This is a genomic window from Streptomyces sp. NPDC047315 (assembly GCF_040643215.1).
Lineage (GTDB): Bacteria > Actinomycetota > Actinomycetes > Streptomycetales > Streptomycetaceae > Streptomyces.
Genome location: NZ_JBEYTZ010000009.1, coordinates 141466 through 163789, shown reverse-complemented (window position 1 = coordinate 163789; position 22324 = coordinate 141466). Strand labels below are relative to the sequence as shown.

The window sequence follows — 22324 nt, the reverse complement described above, 5'->3', positions numbered from 1 at the left end:
GGTCCGCTTGGCCCACTCGGTCCGCTCGGGCCACTCAGGGAACTGAAGGAACACAGGTCGCCCGTGTGCACTGCGGACCGGAACTCTCCTCGCCCGAAGGAGTGGAAGCGCAGACGTGTGTACTGGCCGATGGCCTTGCCACATGGGCACGTACGTACTACCGGAATGCCACGGGCGCGGAATTGACTTCCGTACTGACTCTGATGGCCCCGGCGGGGCGCACGCTACAGATCAACTGCACCGTCGAAGCAGGTGATGAGCCTGGCGTCTGCGAGACCCCGCGAGAGCGTTCCCGGGGCGGTGCCGGCTATTCGGCGGTGGCGGAGTTCGCGGGGGCCGAAGCGGCACGTGACGCGGTGGTCGACGCGGCGAACGGGGCGACGACAGGACCGGTGGCGAACGGACTCGGGGGCGGTCGACTGCTACTGCGGGCCGGGAGCAACTCCGCGCGGTCCGGCGGGGGTTGAGAGGAAGTCACGGTTTCGGTCGGGACGGGCGATCCGTCCCCCGAAAACGGAGAGGCCCGGTCGCTGGCGACGGGGGATGCACCAGCGACCGGGCTCTAAGAACGGTAACAAGAGATCTGCGGTTCGCAAATTCGATCTCGGTTATTCGGACACGGAAACGGCTGACAGTGGCGGGAGTTGTGACTGGAGTCACCCGGTAATGCCGCGCGGTGTACCGAGCTCAACCGCGGGTCCCGGGCCCGAAGACGGCCCGGGATTCCAGCCGACGTCGCGTTCCGGCCAGTTTCCCGGCGGTCTCGATATTTGGCGTGTTCAGCTCAGGGTGACCTGACGGTTGGTGAGGCCGCCGCGCGCCCGGCGCTCGTCGGCGCTGAGCGGAGCGTCAGCTTCCAGGGCCTCCGCCAGTCGCTCGGCGAACTCGGCGGCGGGCTTCTCGCACTCCTCGGCGCCCATTCCGCTCGGCAGGTCCCAGACCGGGACCACCAGACCGTGCGCCCGGAACGAGCCGACGAGCCGCGTCCCCTCGCCCAGCGAGCTGCGGCCGGCGGCGTGCAGCCGGGCGAGCGCGTCGAGGAGCTTCTCCTCGGCGTGCGGCATGACCCAGCGCAGGTGGTTCTTCTCCGGGGTCTCGCACCAGTACGCGGCGTCGACGCCGGCGAGCTTCACGGTCGGGATCGCCGCGGCGTTCGCCCGCTCCAGGGAGGCGACGACGTCCGGCGTCGAGGACTCCGCGTCCGGCACCCAGAAGTCGAAGCCGGAGTGCACCACCGGGGCGAACGGCGCGTCCGCTGCCAGCAGGTCCTGGAGCCGTACGCCCTCGTCGGACACGGCGCGCTCAGCGCCGACCGGGCTGCCGGGCTCGGCGCGCAGCGCGCGGGTCAGCGTGTCGCCCAGGTCGCGGCTGAGGTCGCCGGACGAGCCGTCGTTCTGCAGACCGAGCAGGACGGAGCCGTCGTCGCGGCGCAGCGCGGGCCAGGCCATCGGCAGCACGGTCGCCAGCGTCACGGACGGCACGCCCTCGGGCAGCCCGCCCTTGAGGGAGAGCTCCACGGTGGCGGCGGGGACCAGCTCGCGCAGGGCCACCCAGTCGCACTCGCCCGGCAGCCCCTCGAAGGGCCGCTGCACGAGCTCGGTCACGGCATGCGCGGCGGCGCGGCCGTGGCACGCCTTGTAGCGGCGGCCCGAGCCGCAGGGGCAGGGCTCGCGGGCGCCGACCACGGGCACGGACTCGGCCGCGCCCGTACTGCCGGCGGACTTGCCCCGGCCCTGGGGCTGGTGCTTGGCGGCCTTGGTCTGGGGGCGCTTCTTGGCCATGGTGCGGCTTCTCCCGGATGCGGCGATGCGTGGTGCGGTGCTTGGGCGAGCCTAGTCGTCCGTTCGACCGGCGGGGGCGCGGCACCCGAGACCGGGGTGCGAGCCGCTTGACCCCCGGTCTTTCGAAGAGCCCCCGGCCTTACGTGCGGTGCGCTGACGGTTCTCCCTCTGGCCCCCGGAGCGCCTTCGATCAGTTGTGTTCGTCGTGTGTGACGCGCGTAGCGAAATGGTCGTGGCGCTGCCCATCCGTAACGAGCGCCCACACGGTGACCTCGCCGGCTGGGTCGTCGCGGACGCCCCACTCCTTGGCCAGGGCCGTGATGATGTTCAGCCCGCGACCGCCGCGCGCGGTGACCGAAGGCGTCGACGGCACCGGCCGGGTGGGCCCGCCGCCGTCCGTGACCTCGACCATCAGCCGGCCGTCCAGATCGACGCGCCACGCGGCGCGCACGTCCCCGTCGCCCACTTCCGTACGCCCCAGTGGCCTGCCGTGCCGGCAGGCGTTGCTGAGCAGTTCGGAAAGGATCAGAATCGCGTCGTCGACGACCGATTCGGGCACTCCGCCCAGACGCAATTGCTCGCGCATGCGGTGTCGCGCCTCGCCCACGCCCGCAGGGCCATGGGGTACGGCCATGCTCGACGACGTGGGCACTTCTTGTGCCACCACCAACGCCACCCCCGAGACCTCCTTTGCCCCACGCCACCGTCTGAATGCCCCCCTGGACTGGACCGGAAACCGGACCGGCGCAGCCCGGTGGGGCACAACTGACCGGTGAGTACGTTACGAATGCGCCGGTGCACTCCCCGTAGTGGTTGCCATGGCCAAGCATCGCGGGGCGGAGGGTGGTGAACCGGACCGTAGGCGTACGAATGCGACCGTACGGGTCGGCCGCGAGCGCCCCGTGTGTGCTTCGTCTCTCCGCGGTTCTTCTTTTGTTCGGCCGGCCCTTCTTGTAGCCCTGCGGCCCTTCTTGAGGCGTGCCCTAGGAGCGACCGAGTTGGGCGAGGACCTGGCGCGGGCGGTTGGTGATGATCGCCTCCACGCCGAGGCGGGCGCACAGCTCCACGTCCTCCGGCTCGTTCACCGTCCACACGTGGACCCGGTGGCCGGCCCGGTGCAGCCGCTCGACGTACCCGGGGTGGTTGCGCACCAGCCGGATGCCGGGCCCGGCGATCCGCGAGCCCGCCGGCAGCCGTCCGTCGCGCAGCCGGGGCCCGATGAACTGCATCAGGTAGACGGTGGGCAGGGCGGGCGCCGCCGCCGCGACCCGGTTCAGGGAACGGGCCGAGAAGCTCATGATCCGCACCGGGGAGTCCGCCGGGTCCGCGGGCGCCGCGAGCCCGAACCGGTCGAGGAGCTGGAGCAGCTTCTCTTCCACCTGTCCGGCCCAACGCGTCGGGTGCTTGGTCTCGATCGCCAGCTCCACGCGCCGCCCGGAGTCGGCGACGAGCTCCAGCAGCCGTTCCAGCGTCAGTACGGAGGTGAGCGACGGGTCGCCCCAGTCGGGGCTCTCGGCGGAGTCCTCGCGCCCCTTCCAGGTGCCGAAGTCGAGCGCGGCCAGGTCGGCGAGCTCCAGCGCGGAGACGGCGCCCCGGCCGTTGGACGTACGGTTGACGCGGCGGTCGTGGACGCAGACGAGGTGTCCGTCGGCGGTGAGCCGCACGTCGCATTCGAGCGCGTCGGCGCCGTCCTCGATCGCCTTCATGTACGCGGCCAGCGTGTGCTCGGGGGCGTCCTCCGACGCACCGCGGTGGGCCACGACCTGGATGTTGGGGTGCCGTGCTGGGGTCACCGCGTCATGGTGTCACCGGGGCGGGTCGGGGCAGGCGCGGGGGTGTCGGCACGGCTGACCCCACGGCTGAGGCACGGCTGACGGCACGCCCATTATGTCCGTTGTAAGGGAATGCTGGAATACGCACAGGTCCTGCTTACAGTGGCCTGACGGGTTGTGGGAAATGCTTACCTGAGACCGCTGCGGAGCGGATTTTCCGGCCGACCAGAACTTGCCGACCAGAGCTTGTGGACCTCAGAGGAGAAAAGCGTGAGCACCGAGAACGACGGCCACGAGGGCACTGCGCAGCCGGCCGCCCCGTCCGCGCCTCCCGTGCCGGCAGCCGCTCCTCAGGGCCCGCCCCCGCCGCCTGCTCCGCCAGCGGCCCCCGCACCTCCCGCACCGCCGGCGCCTCCGGCGTACGGCGACCAGGACACGACGCGGGTCCAGGACGCCGCGCAGGCGCAGGGCGAGACGCAAGCACCGGCGCAGGCCACGACGCCCGAGCAGCAGCCTGCGGCGTACGGCCAGGCGGCACCGCACGGCCAGCCCGCGGCTTACGGGCAGGACACGGCGTACGGCCAGAGTTCGGGTCACGGGTATGACACCGCTGCGGGTCACGCACAGGCCGGCGCATGGCCCCCGCCGCCGCACACCGCGGCCCCCGGCAGCGGGGACGGCACGGCCTGGGGCGCCCCGGTCCAGCCCGGCGCCAAGCCCCCGCGCAAGCGCCCCGGCGCGCTGGCCGCAGCCGTCCTGGTCGCCGCCCTGGTGGCGGGCGCCGTCGGCGGCGCCGCGGGCTTCTGGGCCGGCGGTCGCGAGGACGGCCCCGACGACTCCACGACCGTCACCGCCTCCGAGATCCCCAAGGACCTCAAGCGCGAGCCCGGCACGGTCGCCGCGGTCGCCGCGAAGGCGCTGCCCAGCGTCGTCACGATCGAGGCCAAGTCGGGCGGCGGCGAAGGCTCCGGCGACATCGGCGGCCGACCCGACTCCGGCACGGGCACCGGCACCGGCTTCGTCTACGACAAGCAGGGCCACATCCTCACCAACAACCACGTGGTCGCCACCGCGGCCGAGAACGGCACGCTCTCCGCCACGTTCTCGAACGGCAAGACGTACGACGCGGAGGTCGTGGGCCGCGCCCAGGGCTACGACGTCGCCGTCCTGAAGCTGAAGAACGCCCCCGCCGGGCTGACCCCGCTCGCCATCGGCGACTCCGAGAAGGTCGCCGTCGGTGACTCGACCATCGCCATCGGCGCCCCCTTCGGGCTGTCCAACACGGTCACCACGGGCATCATCAGCGCGAAGAACCGCCCGGTCGCCTCCGGCGACGGCAGCAGCGGCAAGAACTCCTACATGAGCGCCCTCCAGACGGACGCCTCGATCAACCCCGGCAACTCGGGCGGCCCCCTCCTCGACTCCCGCGGCTCGGTCATCGGCATCAACTCCGCCATCCAGTCCACCGGCGGCGGCCTCGGCCAGTCCCAGGCCGGCTCCATCGGCCTCGGCTTCGCCATCCCCATCAACCAGGCGAAGAACGTCGCGGAGCAGCTCATCAAGGACGGCAAGCCGGTCTACCCGGTCATCGGCGCCACCGTCGACATGACCGAGACGACCAACGGCGCCAAGATCGCCGCCGACGGCACCAACGGCACCCCCGCGGTCCCGCCGAACGGCCCCGCGGCCAAGGCCGGCCTGAAGTCGGGCGACATCATCACCAAGCTCAACGACAAGCCCATCGACAGCGGCCCGACCCTGATCAGTGAGATCTGGAACCACAAGCCCGGCGACCAGATCACCCTCACCTACGAGCGCGACGGCAAGGAGTCCACGACCCCGGTCACCCTCGGCTCCCGCACCGGCGACAGCTGACGCCGCACCCTGGGGCCCCGTCGACGCACTGTCGGCGGGGCCCTGCGCGTTCTCTGAAGAGGAGAGGCCCCACGGCTCCTCCGCCGTTCGCCATGCGGCCGGCCGCCCGGGTGCTCGGCACCAGGTCCGTTTCCAGGTAGCCCGCCGCCCGCTTCTTGTCGCTCGACGAACTGGCAAGCGTCTGCTCGACAGAGCGTCCGGATCCCATGGCAACCCCCGCTACGGTCGTGCTTCACCCGTCGCGCCCCCAACAACCCTGCATGCAACCTTGTTCGGGGGCGCCAGCGACTTCTCATCGAGCCTTGGTGCGCATTCCGATATCCGCGCAAAATCGCGTACAAGCCGTACCCATTTGAGGCCCGTTGGCGGCCATCGGCACGGCCGGTGCGAGCCGCGGGGCTCGTGCAGCAGGCGACGTGTGCCCTTCCCGCGTACCGGCACCCCACGAGAATGAGGCCAACGCGCCGAGTAGGCTTCCTGCTTCATTCCTGCTTCCCGCCCAGATCCCCGGACCGGAGTCCATCATGACCGCAACCCGGTTGACCGCAGCAACGTCGATCTTCACGGCAGTGGCCGCCGGTGCACTGCTCGTCGGGTGCTCGGCCGAGGCTGAGGTCAGAACGTCCGAGCCGAAGATGTCCGCGGACAAGCTGGCCGACACCGTGGCCGAGAAGCTCGCCGAGACGACGGGCCAGCCGAAGCCGAAGGTCACCTGCCCCGACGACCTCGCCGGCAAGGTTGAAACCACCACTCGGTGCGAACTGACGGCGGGCGACGGCAGCACCCTGGGCGTGACGGTCAAGGTGACCTCGGTCGAAGGCGACCAGATCAACTTCGACATCAAGGCCGACGACACGCCCACCCCGTCCCCGAACTGACCCTCACCCCCAAGCTCCCTCCCCGAACCGCCCCCATCCGCCCTCCGACCACCACTCCGCACCCCAGCCGTCCAGCCGGTACGCTGTAGCCGCTCCGCCGCCGCCGGCCGGAGCGAGGGTGGGTTGCCCGAGCGGCCTAAGGGAACGGTCTTGAAAACCGTCGTGGCGCGAGTCACCGTGGGTTCAAATCCCACACCCACCGCGCAAGGCGAAGGCCCCTGACCAGCAAATTCGGTCCGGGGCCTTTGCCGTGTGTGGTGCCTGTCGGTGACCGCTATTCTCCGTGAGTTCCCGGTCTATCGGGCACGGATGGGGCACGGCTGCTCTGAGCCCCTCCCGTCGTCCGGAGGCGCGTGGCAAGATCGGTTGATGGCAGTCGAGTATGTGCGGTTTCAGTCGGCCACGTCCGATGAACGAGGCCAGTTCAAGGGCGTGTTCGGTTTGGTCAATAACCTCGCCCGCGATGGACGGCTGACGGCTGAGCAGAATCGGTTCCGAAGCGAGAACAATGCCTGGTACGACGCTGCATATACGGACCCATCCACCGTTGACTCGAGCGTGTATGACCCAGCCGTCAACGCTGGAGCCACGGCTTGGTTCAAGCCTTCGGCTTCCCATCTCATCGAGCGCGTGGCGGGCTACCTGGAGATCCTCGCTGCGCACGGTGTGGACTGCCACGCAGTGAAGTCGACTGACCCCGGGCGGGTGATCTACGAAGACGATGTGCAGATCGTAGTTATCCCTCACGTGTGCTGATGCGGCAGGTGCACGGCTCCGGGGCTCGCGTGTGACCCCAACCGGAACCCACCACTCAACCCCGACTCCCATCCCGTCTGCCGTCGGCCCACACGCCGTGGAGCAGGCGCGGTGCCGGCGCGCGGGGACGACATGCCGAGGATCGGTACCACGGCTTCGACGCCCGGAACACCCCCGCAGGCGCGGGGCCGACACTTCCTGACCTGGGGTTCTTTCAGCAGGCAACGCGGATTTCATTTAGTTGGAACGCGTGGTCACGGCTACCAGCCGAGCCCGTGTGGCGGGCATCAGGTAACACCGTGGTCATGATCACCGAAGCGCCTCCGGAGGAGTTACGAGGCACTCGGCTCCTCCCTCGTCGCGGAAAGGCCGAACAGCCTCGCCATCGTTCCCGACGTCGCCCTTCGCCGTCCAGCACACCACGGACCCTCAGAAGGAAGGCCATTCTCCTCTGATTGGTCGCTGCCACGCCGTGGAGCAGCGGTTGTCGACGGGCGAAGGCCAGCGGGCGCGGTGGCGTCAGGCTCGTAGGGATTGGCGTGCGCGCTTCATGATGGTGTCGCGTTGGGTCGCGCGGCGTGTTCCGGGGCAGGCGTGGCCGCCCCAGGCGGCGCCGCCCATGGAGTGGGTGCCGAGGCCGCGGCCCTGGGGGGAGTCCGTCACTTCGAGGGGCCAGTCGTGCACGCGGGCGCCCCAGGCGTAGACGCGGGCGACGGCTTCGATTTGGGCCGTGGTGAGTGGTTTGCCGGTGAAGCCGGACGTCTCGATCGAGGCCCAGTCGGTGTTGCCTGCGCGTTGTGTCCAGGCGCGGTCGTGGATCGATACGTACTGCTCGATCTCGCCGGCCTGCGACACCCAGAAGTGGGCGGAACTCCGTGTCGTGGGGGAGGAGAAGCGTTCGAAGAGCGACCCTTCACCCTCCTGCACGTGCAGTATCAGGCCCCGTTGGACCTCCCGGCCGCCCGGGGTGAAGTTCGCTTCGATCGGTTTTCGGACGACGTCGTCCATCCATCCGGGAGGTTGGGCGGTGGGTGAGGTCGACGTCAGGCGGACGCCCCGTGACGGCGGAGGTGCAGCAGGTGCTTCCTGGGTTGACCGGTCCGTTCGGAGGAGGAGGACCGCCGACAGGGGCGCCAGGGCGAGCCCTCCGCCGAGGGCGAGTACGCCGCGCCGCCTCGGTCGGCGGTGGGCCGGTGTCACGGACGCCTCGTACCGGAGTTGGTCGTCGCACCGCGCTTCCTGGAGGTCAACATGGCGACGAGAGTGCCCCCGCAACATGATCGCCACTGCATGAGCATGTGATGGGACGGCAACATCGGACCTCAAGGACGGTCCCGTTGGCTTCGGCGTCGGCACCGCTGAGGCTCCCCGGAAAACCGCTGGCGTCCGCCCTCCGCCTGGAAAAGGATGCAGGATGCTCTCAGACCAGTGGCTCCTCACCGACGACGTCGACGACCACCTCGCCCGCGCCGGCGACTTCCTGCGCTCCGACCCCGTCCTGCACACCACGGCCCTGTCGGTGGCCGAAAAGGTGCGTACGCTCGGGTCGACTGCGTACGGTCCCCAAGCTCCCGTCTTCGGCCGGTTGGAGTCGGACGGCGAGGTTCGCGCCGCCTTCCACCGCCTCCCGGGTGGCGGCCTCAGCCCCACCGCCCTCACCCCCGAGCAGGCCGACGGCCTCGCCGCGCACCTGCTGTCCCTCGGGCACGCCCTCCCGCACGTCACCGCGGAGGAGAGCACCGCGAACGTCTTCGCCGAGGCGTGGCAGCGGCATACGGGCGCGGCGTACTCGCCCCGCGTACGGCTCCGGCTGAACCGGCTGGGCACGCTCACCCCGCCGGACCCCTTCCCCGAGGGACGCGGCCGGCTGGTCGGAGAGCCGGAGCACGAGCACCTGATGCAGTGGTGTCGTGAGTTCGCCGCGGACGTCGAGGAGGACGTCACCATCGACGCCGACACCTGGGCCGGCACGCGCTTCGCGGAGAAGCACTACACGTACTGGGAGACGCCGGACGGCACGCCCGTCTCCATGGCCGGGGTGAATCCGCTGGTCGGCGGCCAGGTCCGGATCGACCCCGTGTACACCCCGGCCCACCTGCGCGGGCGCGGCTACGCCGGCGCCGTGACGGTCGAGGTCAGCCGCGCGGCGCGGGCCGCGGGCGCGCAGGAGGTCGTGCTGTACACGAACGCGGCCAACCCGACGAGCAACGCGCTCTACCAGCGCGTCGGATACGTCCCCGTGGCCGAAATCGTCGTGTACGACTTCGCTTACCCGGCGGCGCCGGACGTCGCCGGGTAAGCGTCGCAGGTGCTGGACTCGCCGGCGCTGAACTCGTCGGCGAGCATGCCCATCAACACCAGGTCGTGGTACCGGCCGGCGGCGAACACGTGGTCCCGCAGTCGTCCCTCCTCGACGAAGCCGAGTCGTCGGTGGAGCGCCAGCGACGGCTCGTTGTGGGCGAGGATCCGCGCCCGGCACTTGTGGAAGCGCCGCTCGGCGAACATGTAGCGCAGCAGCAGTACGACGGCTTCCGACGCGTAGCCCCGGTGCCGGTGGGCGGCGCCGATGGTGACGCCGTGTTCGAACCAGCCGGCGCGTGCGTCGGCGTGGTGCGACCCCACCGCGCCGACGACCACGCCGGTCTCGACGGCCTCCACGGCCAACTGGAACCGGTCGCCGTCGGACGCCCCGGCAACGGCCAGTTCCCGTGCCCGGGTTCGGTGCTCCTCGGCGGATCGAGGGGGGCGTACGAGATCGCCGAGGCCCTCCTCGTCGGCTGCGAAGCGCATGAACGCCGTCCAGTCGTCGGGCTCGACGCCGCGCAGCCGTACGCGTGTCCCGGTCCAGAAGGAAGCCGTGTTCAAGGAAGCCGTGTTCATCGAGGTCATCCCCTATTTGATCAGCTGCCACGGACCGGACGGGTGCTGTGGGCCGGGGGCTCGGCCGGGCACCGCGCTGAGCGTTGTAATCGAATGAGAGTTCGGATTCGGCGCGCGCTCCGTGCCACGAGTGACTAGCGTGAAGAAGGAGGAAGCACCGGACGGCCCCAGCGATCGGAAGGCAGCGCAGTCATGACCGTGAAACCCCAGGGGACCCCCGTGTGGGCCGACGCGATGTTCACGGACGTCGAGGGGGCGAAGCGCTTCTACGGCGCCGTCCTCGGCTGGACCTTCGGCGAGGCGTCGTCGGAGCACGGAAACTACACGCAGGCGTACGCGGACGGGAAGGCGGTCGCCGCTGTCGTTCCGCCGATGCCGGGCTCGGAGGAAGCATCGCGGTGGTGTCTGTACCTGGCCTCGCCCGACGTCGCCGCTACCGCGGCCGAGGTCCGGAGCAACGGCGGTCGGGTGCTGCTGGAGCCGATGCAGGTCGGCGACTTCGGATCGATGTGCATCGTCAGCGACCCCGACGGCGTCGTCTTCGGTGCCTGGCAGGCCGGGGCGCACGAGGGCTTCGAGGCGACGAAGGAACAGCCCGGCGCCTTCTGCTGGGCCGAGGTCTTCACCCGCGAGCCGGCCCATGCGGACGCCTTCTTCCCCGCCGTCTTCGGGTACGCCTCCCAGCAGATGGACGACCCGAACGTGGACTTCCGCATCTACAACGTCGAGGGCGAGCCCGTCCTGGGGCGGATGAAGATGACGGAGGACTTCCCGCCCGAGGTGCCCCCGTACGTCAACGTCTACTTCAGCGTCTCCGGCTGCGACGAGGCCGTGGCGCGGGCGACCGGGCTCGGTGCCGTGCTCCGGTACGGGCCGGTGGACAGCCCCTTCGGGCGGTACGCCTCGCTCACCGACCCGCAGGGTGCCGACTTCTCGATCCTGGACGTCAACCACCTCACCGGCGAGGCCCCGGAACTGGCCGACCTCCCCTGATCCCGTCCGGCGCAGACGTACCAGGTGCCTCAGAGGTACCTGAGGCACCAGGTACCTCTGGTGTACCTGAGGCGTCGGACGTACCCGACGCATCCACGGCCTCCGCCGCCGTCAACCACGCCAACAACTGCCTCAGCCGCAACCGCCGCGGCGCATACGTACTCGGGTCCGCGATCAGCTCCCGTATCCACCCTGACGCCTCGGACGCCGCCTCCGCCCGCTCGATGTCCATCAGCAACCGCAGCTCCGACTGCTGCGGCGGATACTGCATCCCGATGGCGTGCCGCCACAGCTCCAGCGCCGCGGCGCGCTCCCCCAGCGCCGCCAACCCCTGTGCGATGTCGCAGATGTGCTGCCAGTTGAGCTCGGTGTGCTCCTTCGCCGTCTGGACGACGTACGGGATGGACGCGCGCCCTTCGAGCTCGCCCAGGGTCTCCAGGGCCAGCAGCACGTCCGTGCTCTGCACCGTGCCCAGGTCGATCAGCTCCCTGGCGAAACGGCAGGCCGCGGCGGAGAGGCGCGGCGCCTCCTCCTCGTAGCCGGCACAGGCGTCCAGGACGCCGTGCAGCCAGGCGCTGTTGATCCCCAGGCCGGGGCACTCGTCCCAGATCGTCCGCAACAGCTCGGCCGAGTCCTCGCCGGCCACCTTCAGCAGCACGTCCACCGACTGCTGGTAGCGCTTGTGGGACAGATTGGGCGTGCGCAGCGCGCACTCGGCCAACTCGCCCGCCTCCGCACGGGCGCCCGCGTCGAGCAGCACTTCCGCCGTCTCCGCCCGCGCGTACCCCTCAAGGAGCCGGCCGCGGTCGATCCTCGCCATGACCTCCTCGACCACCGCCGGACCGCCGGACGCCAGCCAGGTGGACACCACGCTGCCGCCCTCGAACGTGCCCCAACGGTGCTTGGTCAGGACGTCCTTGGCCCACTCCGCGATCTGCGACTCCGCCGCGAAGACGGCGACCGACGAGAGGAGCGCGGCCGGGGTGTCCAGGTCGTGGCCCTGGTCGGCGCTGCTGGCGACGAACGCCTCCAGCACCGTCGCCACGGCCTCCGTGCCGCGCACCTTGACCCAGGTCCTGGCCGCGGACGTGAGCGCCGCGGAGTCGGGCGTGCCCGAGCGCAGCACCTCGCCGGCCAGGAGCGCCGCCGCCTCCGACTCGCCGGCCTCCTCCAGCACCTTCGCGACGGTGGCCCTGCCCTGCTGGTCCACGGCGGGGCGCTGCTGCGCCAGCTGCGCCACGGTCGCCGCCTCGGTCGGGATCGCCTTCGTCCAGGCTTCCGCCGCCTCCTTCAGCTGGGGCGAGCCGGCCAGCGGGTCCGTCAGCACGTCGCGCGCCAGCGTCGCCGCCTCCTCGGGCTGGCCCAGTCTCTCCAGGGCCACGGCGGACCGGGCCCGCAGGAACACGTTCGACTCCGGTCCCTGCGCTAGGGCCCAGGCGCGCCGGCGCACCGCCTCGCGCGCGCCGTCCCCGATCGAGCAGGCGACCTCGGCCGCCCGCGGCACGGCCCCGTAGATCCACCCCAGCACCGGGCCGAGCAGCCGCTCTGCCTCCTCCGCCTCCCCGGCCTGGCTGTACCCCTCGACCGCGTAGAGCCGCAGCATCGGGCCCAGCGGCTCCGACGAGGCCATGCGCTCCAGCCGCTCCAGGACGCTCGGCCGGCCGCCGAGGCCGCCGAGGACCTCCAACGCCTCCTCGCTGTCGTCCGTGTCGGCGTTGCGCGCGACCGCTTCGAGCCGGTCCAGGACCAGGGTCTCCTCCGCCGCCCCCAGGGACACGCCCTCCGCCAGCAGCAGCCCGGCCAGCAACGACCGCTCGTGGCCGCCGCGCGTACCGGCCAGCAACTCGCCCGTGATGCGGTCCCCCGCGCACTGCGGGCGCTCGGACCACATGCAGAACACGAACATCACGAACGTCTGCTCGTCGTCCTTGTAGGCCCGTCGGATCCAGTCCTCGACGTCCGGGAAGTCCGGCGGGATCTCCAGGGCGTACGACCGGGCGGCCATGAACTCCGCGAAGGAGTGGTGCAGGAAGCGGTAGTCGTCGTCCGCAGGCACCAGCAGCCCCGTGCCCTGGAGGAACTCCCGCACCTCCGTCTCCCAGCCCGCCGGCAGCGGGCGCTCGGCCGCGTGCTCCGGCACCCAGCGCAGGGCCGCCTCCGACAGGGAGCCCTCGCCCTCCATGCGGCACCGGCCGAGCACGCCCAGCACCTCCTGCTTGTCCTCCTCCAGCCAGAGGTGGAAGTCGCGCCGCTCAGGGTCGTCGCGATGGCGCCGGTACAGCTCGGCGCGGACGGCCGCAGCGCTCTCGCCGCGGGTCAACAGGTGTTCGCAGAAGCGCTGGTAGAGGCTGAGCCGGCTGGTGGGCAGCGGGCGCGAGCGGTCGACCGTGGCGTTCACCGCCGCGATCGTGGCGAGCAGCGGATTGCGGACGAGTTCCTGGAGGCGGCCGTCCCGGGTCTCTTTGAGGAACCGGTCGGCGGCGGCCCGGGCCCGCTCCTTGTCCCCCTCGTACTGCGCCGCGAACCACTTGCCGGCGAAGTCCCGCAACTCGGCGTCGCGGAAGGGCTCCATGCCGTACGCGCCGACGAGCGGGGTGCGCAGTGGCGCGAGTTCGGACTCCGGCAGGGGGCGGGTGGTCACCACGAAGCGGTAGTCGCTGCCCGCGCGCGCGTGTTGGGCGATCGTACGGATCACTCCCGTACGCGCGTCGTGGTCCGCTATTTCGTCCAGCCCGTCCACCATGACCAGCCAGCGCGCGCCCTGCACCCGGCCGGCGAACAGCGTCGGGTCCGGATCGGCGACCAGGCTGCGGCCGAGGCTGCGCCGGGCCGCCTGGCACAGCACCGCGCTCCACGACCCGGCCTGGTCGACCAGGGTGCGGGCGGCGATGCGCAGGGGGATGACGGGCTCGGGGACCGGTGCTTCCAGGCTGGTGTCCTGGCGGAGCCAGATCCGGGAGAGCGTCCAGGCGAGGTGGCTGGAGAGGGTCGACTTGCCGGCGCCGGGCTCGCCCGTGATCAGCAGGTGGTCGTGGCGGGCGAGGGCGTCCGGGACGGGCAGCACCGCATCCAGCGCGGGACCGTCCTCCCGGCCGGAGTCCGGCGAGCGCCGGGCGCCGTCGCCGGCGGTCCGCACGTCCCGCGGGGCGTGGCCGTGTCCTTCGCCGGTACGGGCGGAGGCGCGGATCCGAGGGCGGACGTAGACCGCGGACATCGGCGGCTCCTCCACGGCGAGCCGATCGTACGGAAGGCGCTCCACCGCCTTGCTCTGGGCCTCCACCAGATTGCGCAGGGCGAGCTCGGGCAGGGGGAGCTCCGCCCAGGAGGTGAGGTGCGGGGTCCGGTCCGCGAGGTGGTCAGCGGCGGCGCGGTCGACGGCCTCCTTCGCCCGGGTCCACAGCGGCTCGACCTCGGCGGGGTCGCGTCCGAGGCCCACCGCGAGGGCGCGCACGACGTCCAACTTCAGGAAACGGGCGGCTCCGTGTATTGCGTAGACGACGTTCTTATGGGCGATCTCGGCGCGCACGACCGCGTTCGGGCTGGGGTAGCCGGCGTCCGCAATGGCCTGGCTGAACCAGGTGGCCAGCTCCTCCAACTCCGGGTAGCGCTTGGGTGCGTCGTCCTTCGGCGGGCGACCTCCGGCCATGGAATCCCCATCCCCCTCCGCTGCTGCGGTCCGGTACCCGGTGCCCCGAGTTTCCCGGTGTTTCTTCAGCCTAGAGGGAAATTGACGGCGGGTCGGAAGGTTGTGGACAGGCCGCGGTCGAGCAGCCGTCGCCACCACCGCTCATCCACAGGAGATCGCCATGGGAGCGTCGGGACTGATGGGTCTAGCTGGGCTTTTAGCGGAGCGGCAGCCAATGCTGCCGGTTGTTCTGATTGTCCTACCAGCGATCGCGGCCCTGCGTGGCGGCGGGCGGACGTGGTCACGTGGCAGTCATGCGACGGGCGGAGTCGATCGTCGCGCGGGCTTCGCGTTCGGTGAGGCCCGCGCGGACGGCCGCGTTCACGAGGGCGTCGGCGAGCGCGTCCCCGAAGCCGTTCTCGTACGCACGGCAAGCGGCCCAGAAGAGCCGGGTGTTGCGCTGGCCCTCGTGCGCGGCGAGGACGAAGTGGACGAGGCCCTGCCCCTGGGCGCGACCGGGGCCGGCGGCGCGGGCGGTGGCGGGGGAGGGGTGGTGAGGGCGCGCGGGGGGCGCGACCAGGTGCAGAAGAGCGCGGGGGCAGGGTGCCGGGGTCAATCGGGCGCTCCCGGGCGCGAGCCGGTACCTCCCCTGGGGAGTCACCGAACCTGGTCCGACGAGGTAACCCCCAGCTCCGCGTACGTCGATGCCGGGTGCGAGCCGGCTCGCGGAGTTGGGGACGACGACGTCGGCGGGGCCGGTCAGCCAGAGATGCCGGCCGCCGCTCGGGGTCAGGACGGTGACCGTCTCGGGGATCGTGAAGAGGTGCCGTAGGGCTATGTCCTGGAGCGATGACAAGGAATCGGCCAGTGCGCGATCGGCGCCGGCGCCGTCCACGCTGCTGTGATCGGCGCCACCGCCGCTGTTGCTGCGAGGGCCACCGGTGCCCCTGTCGCCGCCCCCGCCGTCGGGCCCGTGCGCTCCGAATACGTCCAGGTCGATGCCGATCAGATGGTGCGGGGGCCGGCCGCAGGCGATGCCGTACCCCGTGGCCCAGGGCGCAGCGGCGAACAGCGCCCGTACGGCCGCAGGGTCCGTGGTGGCGTCGTGGACGCCGTGTCCCGGGAACCCGCACTCGCCGCGGCACCGGGTCGGCAGTGCGTCCTTGCGGTGCGGCGAGCGCAGGGCCGGGAGCTTGGTCGCGGACAGCGGAAAGACGGGGAACCCGCGCTCAGCAGCGGAGAGGGCGTGGGCCAGGGCCAGGGTGGCGGTCTGCCGATCGGTGATGGCCATGGCTTCAGTTTCGTACGAATGTTCGAAGAAGGGAAGGGTGCCATGTTGGCCAAAACGATGCCGAAACGGTTCACCTCTTGCGCTGCCCCGGTTCCGTCATGCGGCTTCGATGGCTGGACGTCCTGGTGTGCGGTTTTGCGGGGGTGAAGGGGGTTTATCTGCTTGTCCTCACGCTTGAGGGGGAATCGCTACGGGACGGGTGGTTCGCCGGTGGTTCACTGGGCAACTGTGACTGCGCGACGTCGTGTTCACGATCCGGGCGGTCGGCCAGCCGCCCGGGCGATTGAGCGGAGTGCGAGCTCCGCAGTGGTGTGCAGCGCAGTAGCCCGTCCGTACGTGCTCCTGCTCCTCGCTCCTGCTGCTTCTGCTGCTTCTGCTCTTGCTTCTGCCTTCCTAGCTTTCGATCTTTGTGATTCCTGGAGGAAATGACATGGCAAGCGTCCGTACCGCCCGCGTTCTGGCCGCCGTCGCCGCGCTGCCCCTGACGGCCGCCCTCTTCACGGGCGTCGCCGCGGCCGACAACGGCGCCCTGGCGGGCGAGGGGTCCAATGCGTCCGTGGGCTCGATCATCGGCAGTGGTGTCGGTGGCAACAACCTGGGCAACTCCACCACCAGCCAGCAGGTGGCCAGTGGCGCCGGAGCCTCCAACCAGAACAACAACGCCAGCGTGAACGGCTCCGCCTTCACCGCCATCGACCAGGACAACGTGGCGGTGAACTTCACGCACCTGTGGTGGTAGGGGCCGGCCCGATGGGGGTGTGAGCAAGGGGTGAACGACCGCCTGTGCGGCGGTGCTTCGGCGCCGTCGCACGGGCGGTTTCGTGCGTGCGGCGATGACCTTGACAGAGGTCTGTTTCTGACGGACAGTCAGAAATTCAGAAGCGCCGGAACTGGTGTCCATACAGCTCAACCACCGGCACGTCCGCACGTTCACGCGCCCATGCCTTCACGCCTTCACGCCCTTGCACCCGCCCGGGAGGCCGCCGCCGTGCACCTCGCCCCGACCGAGCGCCAGCGAAAGCTGCGCGCCGAACTCCGCTCCTACTTCCGGGACCTGATGCCCGAAGGGCCCCCGCCCGCCACCGACGCACCTCGGCAGCGCGCGCTGCTGCGCCGCATCGGCGACGACGGGCTGCTCGGCCTGGGCTGGCCCGTCGAGTACGGGGGCCAGGGCCGCGGCCCCGACGAGCAGTTCGTCTTCTTCGACGAGGCGTACCGGGCCGGTGCACCCGTCTCGATGGTGACCCTGAACACCGTCGGCCCGACCCTGATGCAGTACGGCACCACGGCACAGAAGTCCCACTTCCTCCCCCGCATACTGCGCGGCGAACTCGTCTTCGCGATCGGTTACAGCGAGCCCGAGGCCGGGACCGACCTCGCGGCGCTCCGCACCCGAGCCGTCCGGGCGCCGTCGACCGCCCCCCGTAGCGCGCCGGCGGCCTCCCCCGACGAGGGCTTCCGGGCCGACTCCCCGGACGAGGGCACCTGGGTCATCGACGGCCAGAAGGTCTTCACCAGCAACGCCCAGAACGCCGACTGGATCTGGCTCGCCTGTCGCACGGATCCCGACGCTCCCAAGCACCGGGGCATCTCCATCGTGCTCGTGCCCACCGACGACCCGGGGTTCTCCTGGACGCCGATCCACACCGTGGGCGGGCTGACCACCACGGCGACGTACTACGACGGCGTACGGGTCCCCGCCGCCAACCTCGTCGGCGCGGAGAACGACGGCTGGCGGCTGATCACCAACCAGCTCAACCACGAACGCGTCGCCCTCGCCGCCATCGGCATGCAGGCCGAGGACGTCTTCGCGTCCGCTCTCGCCCGCGCCCGCCGGCCCGACCCCGTCACCGGCACGCGCCGCGTCGACGAGCCGTGGGTACGCATCCGAGCCGCAGAAGCACACGCCCGGCTCGCCGCGACCCGCCTCCTGAACTGGCGTTTGGTGGGGGACGTGGGCGCGGGGCGGCTGGCGCCGGGCGACGCCAGCGGCGTGAAGTTCGCCGGTACCGAGTCCGCGGTGGAGGTGTACCGCATCTGCCAGGAGATCGCGGGCGACGAGGGCTTGATCCGTGCAGGTTCACCGGGAGCGCTGGGAGCGGGGGAGCTCGAAAGGGGGAACCGGGCCGCTCAGATCAACACCTTTGGGGGAGGCGTGAGCGAGGTGCAGCGCGAGATCGTGGCAACGATGCGACTCGGCATGAAGAGCATGAAGAGGGGGAGCCGATGACGACGCAGACGACGCAAGGGACGACCGTGACTTCGGGATCGGCGCCGGCGGGGGACCCCGCCGACTTCACCGCGCCCGCCGACCCCGTTGACGTATATGCGCAGTTGAAGGAGTTCGAGGGCCGGCCCGCCGTCATCGGCGGTGTCGGCAAGGATTTGATCAACGAGCCCATGATCAGGCACTGGTGCGAGGCGATGGGCGACACCAACCCGGCGTACCGTGGCCCGGACGCCGTCGCCCCGCCCACGATGCTCCAGGCGTGGACGATGGGCGGGCTGTCCGGACACACCCGCTCTCAAGTCCCAGACGCTGGCGCGGACGTGGATGTGAACCCGGACGTGGACTCGGACCACGGCAGCGCCCACGACGAGATGTTCGCGCTGCTCGACTCGGCCGGTTACGGATCGGTCGTCGCCACCGACTGCGAGCAGGAGTATCTGCTTCCGCTGCGCCCCGGGCAGCGGATCACCTTCGACGCGGTGATCGAGTCCGTCTCCCCGCGCAAGCGGACCGCCCTGGGCATGGGCCACTTCATCACGACCCGCATGGACGTGCGCGCCGACGGCCAACTGGCCGGGACGCACCGCTTCCGCATCCTGAAGTACGCCCCCGCGAAGCGCCAGCGCCGACCAGGGGACACCCCCGGGACCGCACCGCCCCGCGGCGCGGGCGTGGCCCGCCGCCCCCGTCCGGTCGTCAACCGCGACAACGCCGGATTCTGGCAGGGCGTTGCCGCGCACCAGTTGCTGATCCAGCGCTGTACGGCCTGTGCGCGGCTCCGCTTCCCCTGGCTGCCCGGGTGCAACGCCTGCGGTTCGGACGCCTGGGACGCCGTTCCCGCCGCCGGCACGGGCACCGTCTTCTCGTACGTCGTGATGCACCACCCCCCGTTCCCGGCCTTCGACCCGCCCTACGCCGTCGGGCTGGTCGAGTTGGCGGAGGGCGTGCGGATCGTCGCCGGGCTGACCGGGGTTTCGTACGACCGGGTGCGCGTCGGGATGCCCGTGGAGTTGGAGTTCCACCGGGTCGCAGACGCGGCGGACGGTGCAGACGCCGAGAACGGGGCGGGCAGGGCGGACAGCGCGGACGACGCTCTGGTGCTGCCTGTCTTCCGCGTCGTCGAGGAGCCGACGGCAGCAGCGGCCCAGTCTGAGGGGAGCTGACATGGACTTCACCCCCACCGAGGAGCAGGCCGCCGCGCGGGATCTCGCGGCCACGATCTTCGGGGACCTGGCCACCCCCGATCGCCTCTCCCGCCTCGGCAGCGGAAGCGATCCCGAGCTGTGGCGTGCCCTGTGCGCGTCCGGGCTGACCGGCGCGGCCGAGGACGTGGGGCTGCTGGGCCTGGTGCTGCTGCTGGAGGAGCAGGGACGCCGGACCGCCCAGACGCCCCTGGCCGTGACCGCGGCGTACGGCCTGCTGCCGGTCCTCACTCACGGCACGGAGGACCAACGCGCCCGCCTGCTCCCCGGGCTGCGCGACGGCACCCGGATCGCGACGGGCGCCCTCACCGCGGGCGCCGGCGCGGTGCGGAGTTCGGACGCGGGCCGGCTCACCGGCACCGTCCCCTGGGTCCCCTGGTTGCGCGACGCCACGGACGTCCTGGTCGCGGACGCGGCGCAGGCCCTGTGGTGGGTACGGGTCGCGGACGCGCCGGCCGTCGAGGACGTGGAGACCACGGCACCGTGGTCGGCCGGCCGGCTCGCCCTGGATGCCACCCCTGCAGAACGGCTCGGCGCCGGCCCGGCTGCGTACGAGGACGTACTCGCCACCGTGCGGGTGGCCTTCGCCGGACTCCAGGCCGGAGCGTGCGCCGGCTCCCTTGCCCGCGTGGTCGAGCACACCGCCGTCCGGGAGCAGTTCGGCCGGCCGCTCTCCACCCACCAGGCGGTCCTGATGCGCGCGGCCGACGCGTATATGGACACGGAAGCGATCCGGGTCACGGCGTACGAAGCCGCCTGGCGCCGTGACGAGGGCCTGCCGTACGACACCCACGCGCTCACCGCTGCCTGGTGGGCCTCCGAGGCGGGCAAGCGGGTGGTGCACACGGGCCAACACCTGCACGGCGGACTCGGCGCCGACCTGGACCACCCGGTCCACCGGCACTTCCTGTGGGGGCGGCAGTTGGACGCGTACCTGGGCGGTGGCGCCGAAGTCCTGGCGGAGCTGGGCACCCTGCTCGCACGCGAGGAGGAAGCGGCATGACCACGACGACCCCGGACACCGACGGCTCACGCGATGACTCGCACCACGACTCGCACCACGGCGCGCGCGACAGCCCGCGCCGTGACCCGGGCCCTGGCGTGGACAGCGTCCCGGACAGTGGCGTCGACCCCGGCCCTGACCTCGACCCCGCGCCGTTGCGGCCCGGGGACGAACTGGCCCCGCTGGAGATCCCCGTCACCCGCACCCTGATCGTCTCCGGCGCGATTGCCTCCCGCGACTACCAGGACGTGCACCACGACGCGGAGCTGGCGCGCCGGAAGGGCTCCCCGGACATCTTCATGAACATCCTGACGACGAACGGTCTGGTCGGGAGGTACGTCACCGACCGCATCGGGCCCCGGGCCGTGCTCCGCAAGGTCGCCATCCGCCTCGGTGCGCCCAACTATCCCGGGGACACCATGGTGCTGCGCGGCACCGTGACCTCGATCCGTGACGACGACGGAGGTGGTGACGGAGGTGGCGGCAGGAGCAAGGACGGCAGGAGCGGCGAGAGCGGCGGCAGCGTGGCGGAGATAAGGATCACCGGCGCCAACGGCATCGGCACCCACGTCACCGGCACGGTCACGGTCACCCTCCCCGCCTCAGCTGCCCCGGCTGCCCTGCCTGCCCCGGCTGCTCGGGCTGACCCGACCGACCCCGGCACGAGCGCCACCCACTCCCCATGCGAAAAGGAGGGTCCCCGATGAGCCTGCACACCAAGGACGCCCTCGGCGGTCGCGCGGCCGTCGTCGGCATCGGGGCCACCGAGTTCTCCAAGGACTCGGGCCGCAGCGAGCTGAAGCTGGCCGTCGAGGCGGTGCGCGCGGCGCTGGACGACGCCGGTCTCTCCCCCGACGACGTCGACGGGCTCGTCACCTTCACCATGGACACCAGCCCCGAGATCACCGTCGCCCAGGCGGCCGGCATCGGCGAGCTCTCCTTCTTCTCCCGCGTCCACTACGGCGGCGGCGCGGCCTGCGCCACCGTCCTCCAGGCCGCCCTCGCCGTCGCCGCCGGCATCGCCGAGGTCGTCGTCTGCTACCGCGCCTTCAACGAACGGTCCGGCCGCCGCTTCGGTGCGGGCGTACAGCAGCGGGAGCCGTCGGCAGAGGGCGCGGCCCTCGGTTGGAACCTGCCGTCCGGCCTGCTGACCCCGGCCTCCTGGGTCGCCATGGCCGCCCGGCGCTACCTCCACGCGTACGGCCTCACCCCGGAGGCGTTCGGCCACGTCGCCGTCACCGACCGCCGGCACGCGGCCCGTAACCCCGCCGCGTACTTCCACGGTCAGCCGATCACGCTCGCCGAGCACGCCGCGTCGCGGTGGATCGTGGAGCCGCTGCGGCTGCTGGACTGCTGCCAGGAGACGGACGGCGGTCAGGCGTTGGTCGTCACCAGCCGGGAGCGCGCCCGGGACCTGCGCCATCCACCGGCCGTGGTCGTCGCGGCGGCCCAGGGCGCCGGGCGGGCGCAGGAGCAGATGACCAGCTTCTACCGTGACGACCTGACCGGCCTGCCCGAGATGGCCGTGGTCGCCCGCCAGCTCTGGCGCACCTCGGGGCTCCGCCCCGACGACATGGACGTCGGCATCATCTACGACCACTTCACGCCGTTCGTGCTGATGCAGTTGGAGGAGTTCGGCTTCTGCGGCCCGGGGGAAGGCGCGGATTTCGTCGCGGCGGACGCCCTGCCGCTGAACACTCACGGCGGGCAGCTCGGTGAGGCGTACCTGCACGGGATGAACGGCATAGCGGAAGGGGTTCGACAGATCCGCGGCACTTCCGTGAACCAAGCGGCGGGCGCGAAGCACACCCTGGTGACGGCGGGCACGGGCGTTCCCACCTCGGGCCTGATCCTGGGAGCGGATCGATGAGACCCGCCGCGGACCGTGGAGACCCGCCGCGGGCCGAAGAGACGGCGTCGTGGACCGATGAGACCCGCCGCGGACGCCTGCCCGCACCCGTCCCCGGTACCGAAGGAGTACGACCCCGGGAATCCCCGAGGGCGATGTCCACCTGGAGTCGTACGGGGTCTCCACCCT

The 22324-nt window shown here is 71.4% G+C and carries 18 protein-coding genes and 1 tRNA gene; 12 read left to right on the top strand and 7 right to left on the bottom strand.

What is annotated here, in order from left to right:
* Window positions 1–779 precede the first annotated feature (779 nt).
* From ABZ842_RS12955 to ABZ842_RS12945, 3 genes are all read right to left on the bottom strand, one after another.
* The gene (locus tag ABZ842_RS12955) at window positions 780–1781 is read right to left on the bottom strand and encodes a DUF5926 family protein (protein ID WP_361536181.1); all 1002 of its coding nucleotides are present in this window, start codon (window positions 1779–1781) and stop codon (window positions 780–782) included.
* Between the two features lie 190 nt (window positions 1782–1971).
* Window positions 1972–2544: an ATP-binding protein gene (locus ABZ842_RS12950; RefSeq protein WP_361536179.1), complete on the bottom strand. Its 573-nt coding sequence runs from the start codon at window positions 2542–2544 to the stop codon at window positions 1972–1974.
* A 220-nt stretch (window positions 2545–2764) separates the two neighbouring features.
* Complete coding sequence (locus ABZ842_RS12945) at window positions 2765–3574, bottom strand: glycerophosphodiester phosphodiesterase (protein ID WP_361536177.1); 810 nt, start codon at window positions 3572–3574, stop codon at window positions 2765–2767.
* Window positions 3575–3823: 249 nt separating this feature from the next.
* Between ABZ842_RS12945 and ABZ842_RS12940 the strand changes: the two genes are divergently transcribed.
* From ABZ842_RS12940 to ABZ842_RS12925, 4 genes are all read left to right on the top strand, one after another.
* Window positions 3824–5428 carry a trypsin-like peptidase domain-containing protein gene (locus ABZ842_RS12940; RefSeq protein ID WP_361536175.1) on the top strand — a complete coding sequence of 535 codons (1605 nt, stop codon included), beginning with the start codon at window positions 3824–3826 and terminating at the stop codon, window positions 5426–5428.
* A 524-nt stretch (window positions 5429–5952) separates the two neighbouring features.
* Entirely contained in the window at window positions 5953–6306 is a 354-nt protein-coding gene (locus ABZ842_RS12935; protein WP_361536173.1) for a DUF4333 domain-containing protein, read from the top strand.
* Window positions 6307–6423: 117 nt separating this feature from the next.
* Window positions 6424–6508 (top strand) — tRNA-Ser (locus ABZ842_RS12930).
* A 167-nt stretch (window positions 6509–6675) separates the two neighbouring features.
* Window positions 6676–7062, top strand: coding sequence for a hypothetical protein (locus ABZ842_RS12925; RefSeq protein WP_361536171.1), 387 nt, complete (start codon window positions 6676–6678; stop codon window positions 7060–7062).
* 519 nt (window positions 7063–7581) lie between these two features.
* On the opposite strand, the gene ABZ842_RS12920 is transcribed toward ABZ842_RS12925, so the two are convergent.
* Window positions 7582–8070, bottom strand: coding sequence for an N-acetylmuramoyl-L-alanine amidase (locus ABZ842_RS12920; protein WP_361536169.1), 489 nt, complete (start codon window positions 8068–8070; stop codon window positions 7582–7584).
* Window positions 8071–8476: 406 nt separating this feature from the next.
* On the opposite strand from ABZ842_RS12920, the gene ABZ842_RS12915 reads away from it, so the two are divergent.
* The gene (locus tag ABZ842_RS12915) at window positions 8477–9361 is read left to right on the top strand and encodes a GNAT family N-acetyltransferase (RefSeq protein ID WP_361536167.1); all 885 of its coding nucleotides are present in this window, start codon (window positions 8477–8479) and stop codon (window positions 9359–9361) included.
* Here ABZ842_RS12915 and ABZ842_RS12910 read toward each other — a convergent pair.
* The gene (locus ABZ842_RS12910) at window positions 9331–9942 is read right to left on the bottom strand and encodes a GNAT family protein (RefSeq protein ID WP_361536165.1); all 612 of its coding nucleotides are present in this window, start codon (window positions 9940–9942) and stop codon (window positions 9331–9333) included. The genes ABZ842_RS12915 and ABZ842_RS12910 overlap by 31 nt on opposite strands.
* A gap of 192 nt (window positions 9943–10134) precedes the next feature.
* Between ABZ842_RS12910 and ABZ842_RS12905 the strand changes: the two genes are divergently transcribed.
* Window positions 10135–10935: a VOC family protein gene (locus ABZ842_RS12905; protein ID WP_361536163.1), complete on the top strand. Its 801-nt coding sequence runs from the start codon at window positions 10135–10137 to the stop codon at window positions 10933–10935.
* Here ABZ842_RS12905 and ABZ842_RS12900 read toward each other — a convergent pair.
* Together ABZ842_RS12900 and ABZ842_RS12895 are read right to left on the bottom strand one after the other, a co-directional pair.
* Complete coding sequence (locus ABZ842_RS12900; protein ID WP_361536161.1) at window positions 10898–14581, bottom strand: hypothetical protein; 3684 nt, start codon at window positions 14579–14581, stop codon at window positions 10898–10900. The genes ABZ842_RS12905 and ABZ842_RS12900 overlap by 38 nt on opposite strands.
* Before the next feature lie 280 nt (window positions 14582–14861).
* Window positions 14862–15851: a bifunctional DNA primase/polymerase gene (locus ABZ842_RS12895; RefSeq protein WP_361536159.1), complete on the bottom strand. Its 990-nt coding sequence runs from the start codon at window positions 15849–15851 to the stop codon at window positions 14862–14864.
* Between the two features lie 430 nt (window positions 15852–16281).
* Here ABZ842_RS12895 and ABZ842_RS12890 point away from each other — a divergent pair, with 430 nt between their 5' ends.
* From ABZ842_RS12890 to ABZ842_RS12865, 6 genes are all read left to right on the top strand, one after another.
* Window positions 16282–16590 carry a hypothetical protein gene (locus tag ABZ842_RS12890; RefSeq protein WP_361536157.1) on the top strand — a complete coding sequence of 103 codons (309 nt, stop codon included), beginning with the start codon at window positions 16282–16284 and terminating at the stop codon, window positions 16588–16590.
* Window positions 16591–16839: 249 nt separating this feature from the next.
* Window positions 16840–18081, top strand: coding sequence for an acyl-CoA dehydrogenase family protein (locus ABZ842_RS12885; RefSeq protein WP_361536404.1), 1242 nt, complete (start codon window positions 16840–16842; stop codon window positions 18079–18081).
* 104 nt (window positions 18082–18185) lie between these two features.
* Window positions 18186–19244 (top strand): OB-fold domain-containing protein, encoded by a 1059-nt coding sequence (locus ABZ842_RS12880; protein WP_361536402.1) that lies wholly within the window; start codon window positions 18186–18188, stop codon window positions 19242–19244.
* Window position 19245: 1 nt separating this feature from the next.
* A complete protein-coding gene (locus tag ABZ842_RS12875) occupies window positions 19246–20286 on the top strand; it encodes an acyl-CoA dehydrogenase family protein (protein ID WP_361536155.1) in 1041 nt (346 codons plus the stop codon).
* The gene (locus ABZ842_RS12870; protein ID WP_361536153.1) at window positions 20283–20993 is read left to right on the top strand and encodes a MaoC/PaaZ C-terminal domain-containing protein; all 711 of its coding nucleotides are present in this window, start codon (window positions 20283–20285) and stop codon (window positions 20991–20993) included. The genes ABZ842_RS12875 and ABZ842_RS12870 overlap by 4 nt, the downstream gene beginning before the upstream one ends.
* Entirely contained in the window at window positions 20990–22156 is a 1167-nt protein-coding gene (locus ABZ842_RS12865; RefSeq protein ID WP_361536151.1) for a lipid-transfer protein, read from the top strand. Before ABZ842_RS12870 ends, ABZ842_RS12865 begins: the two co-directional genes overlap by 4 nt.
* Window positions 22157–22324 lie beyond the last annotated feature (168 nt).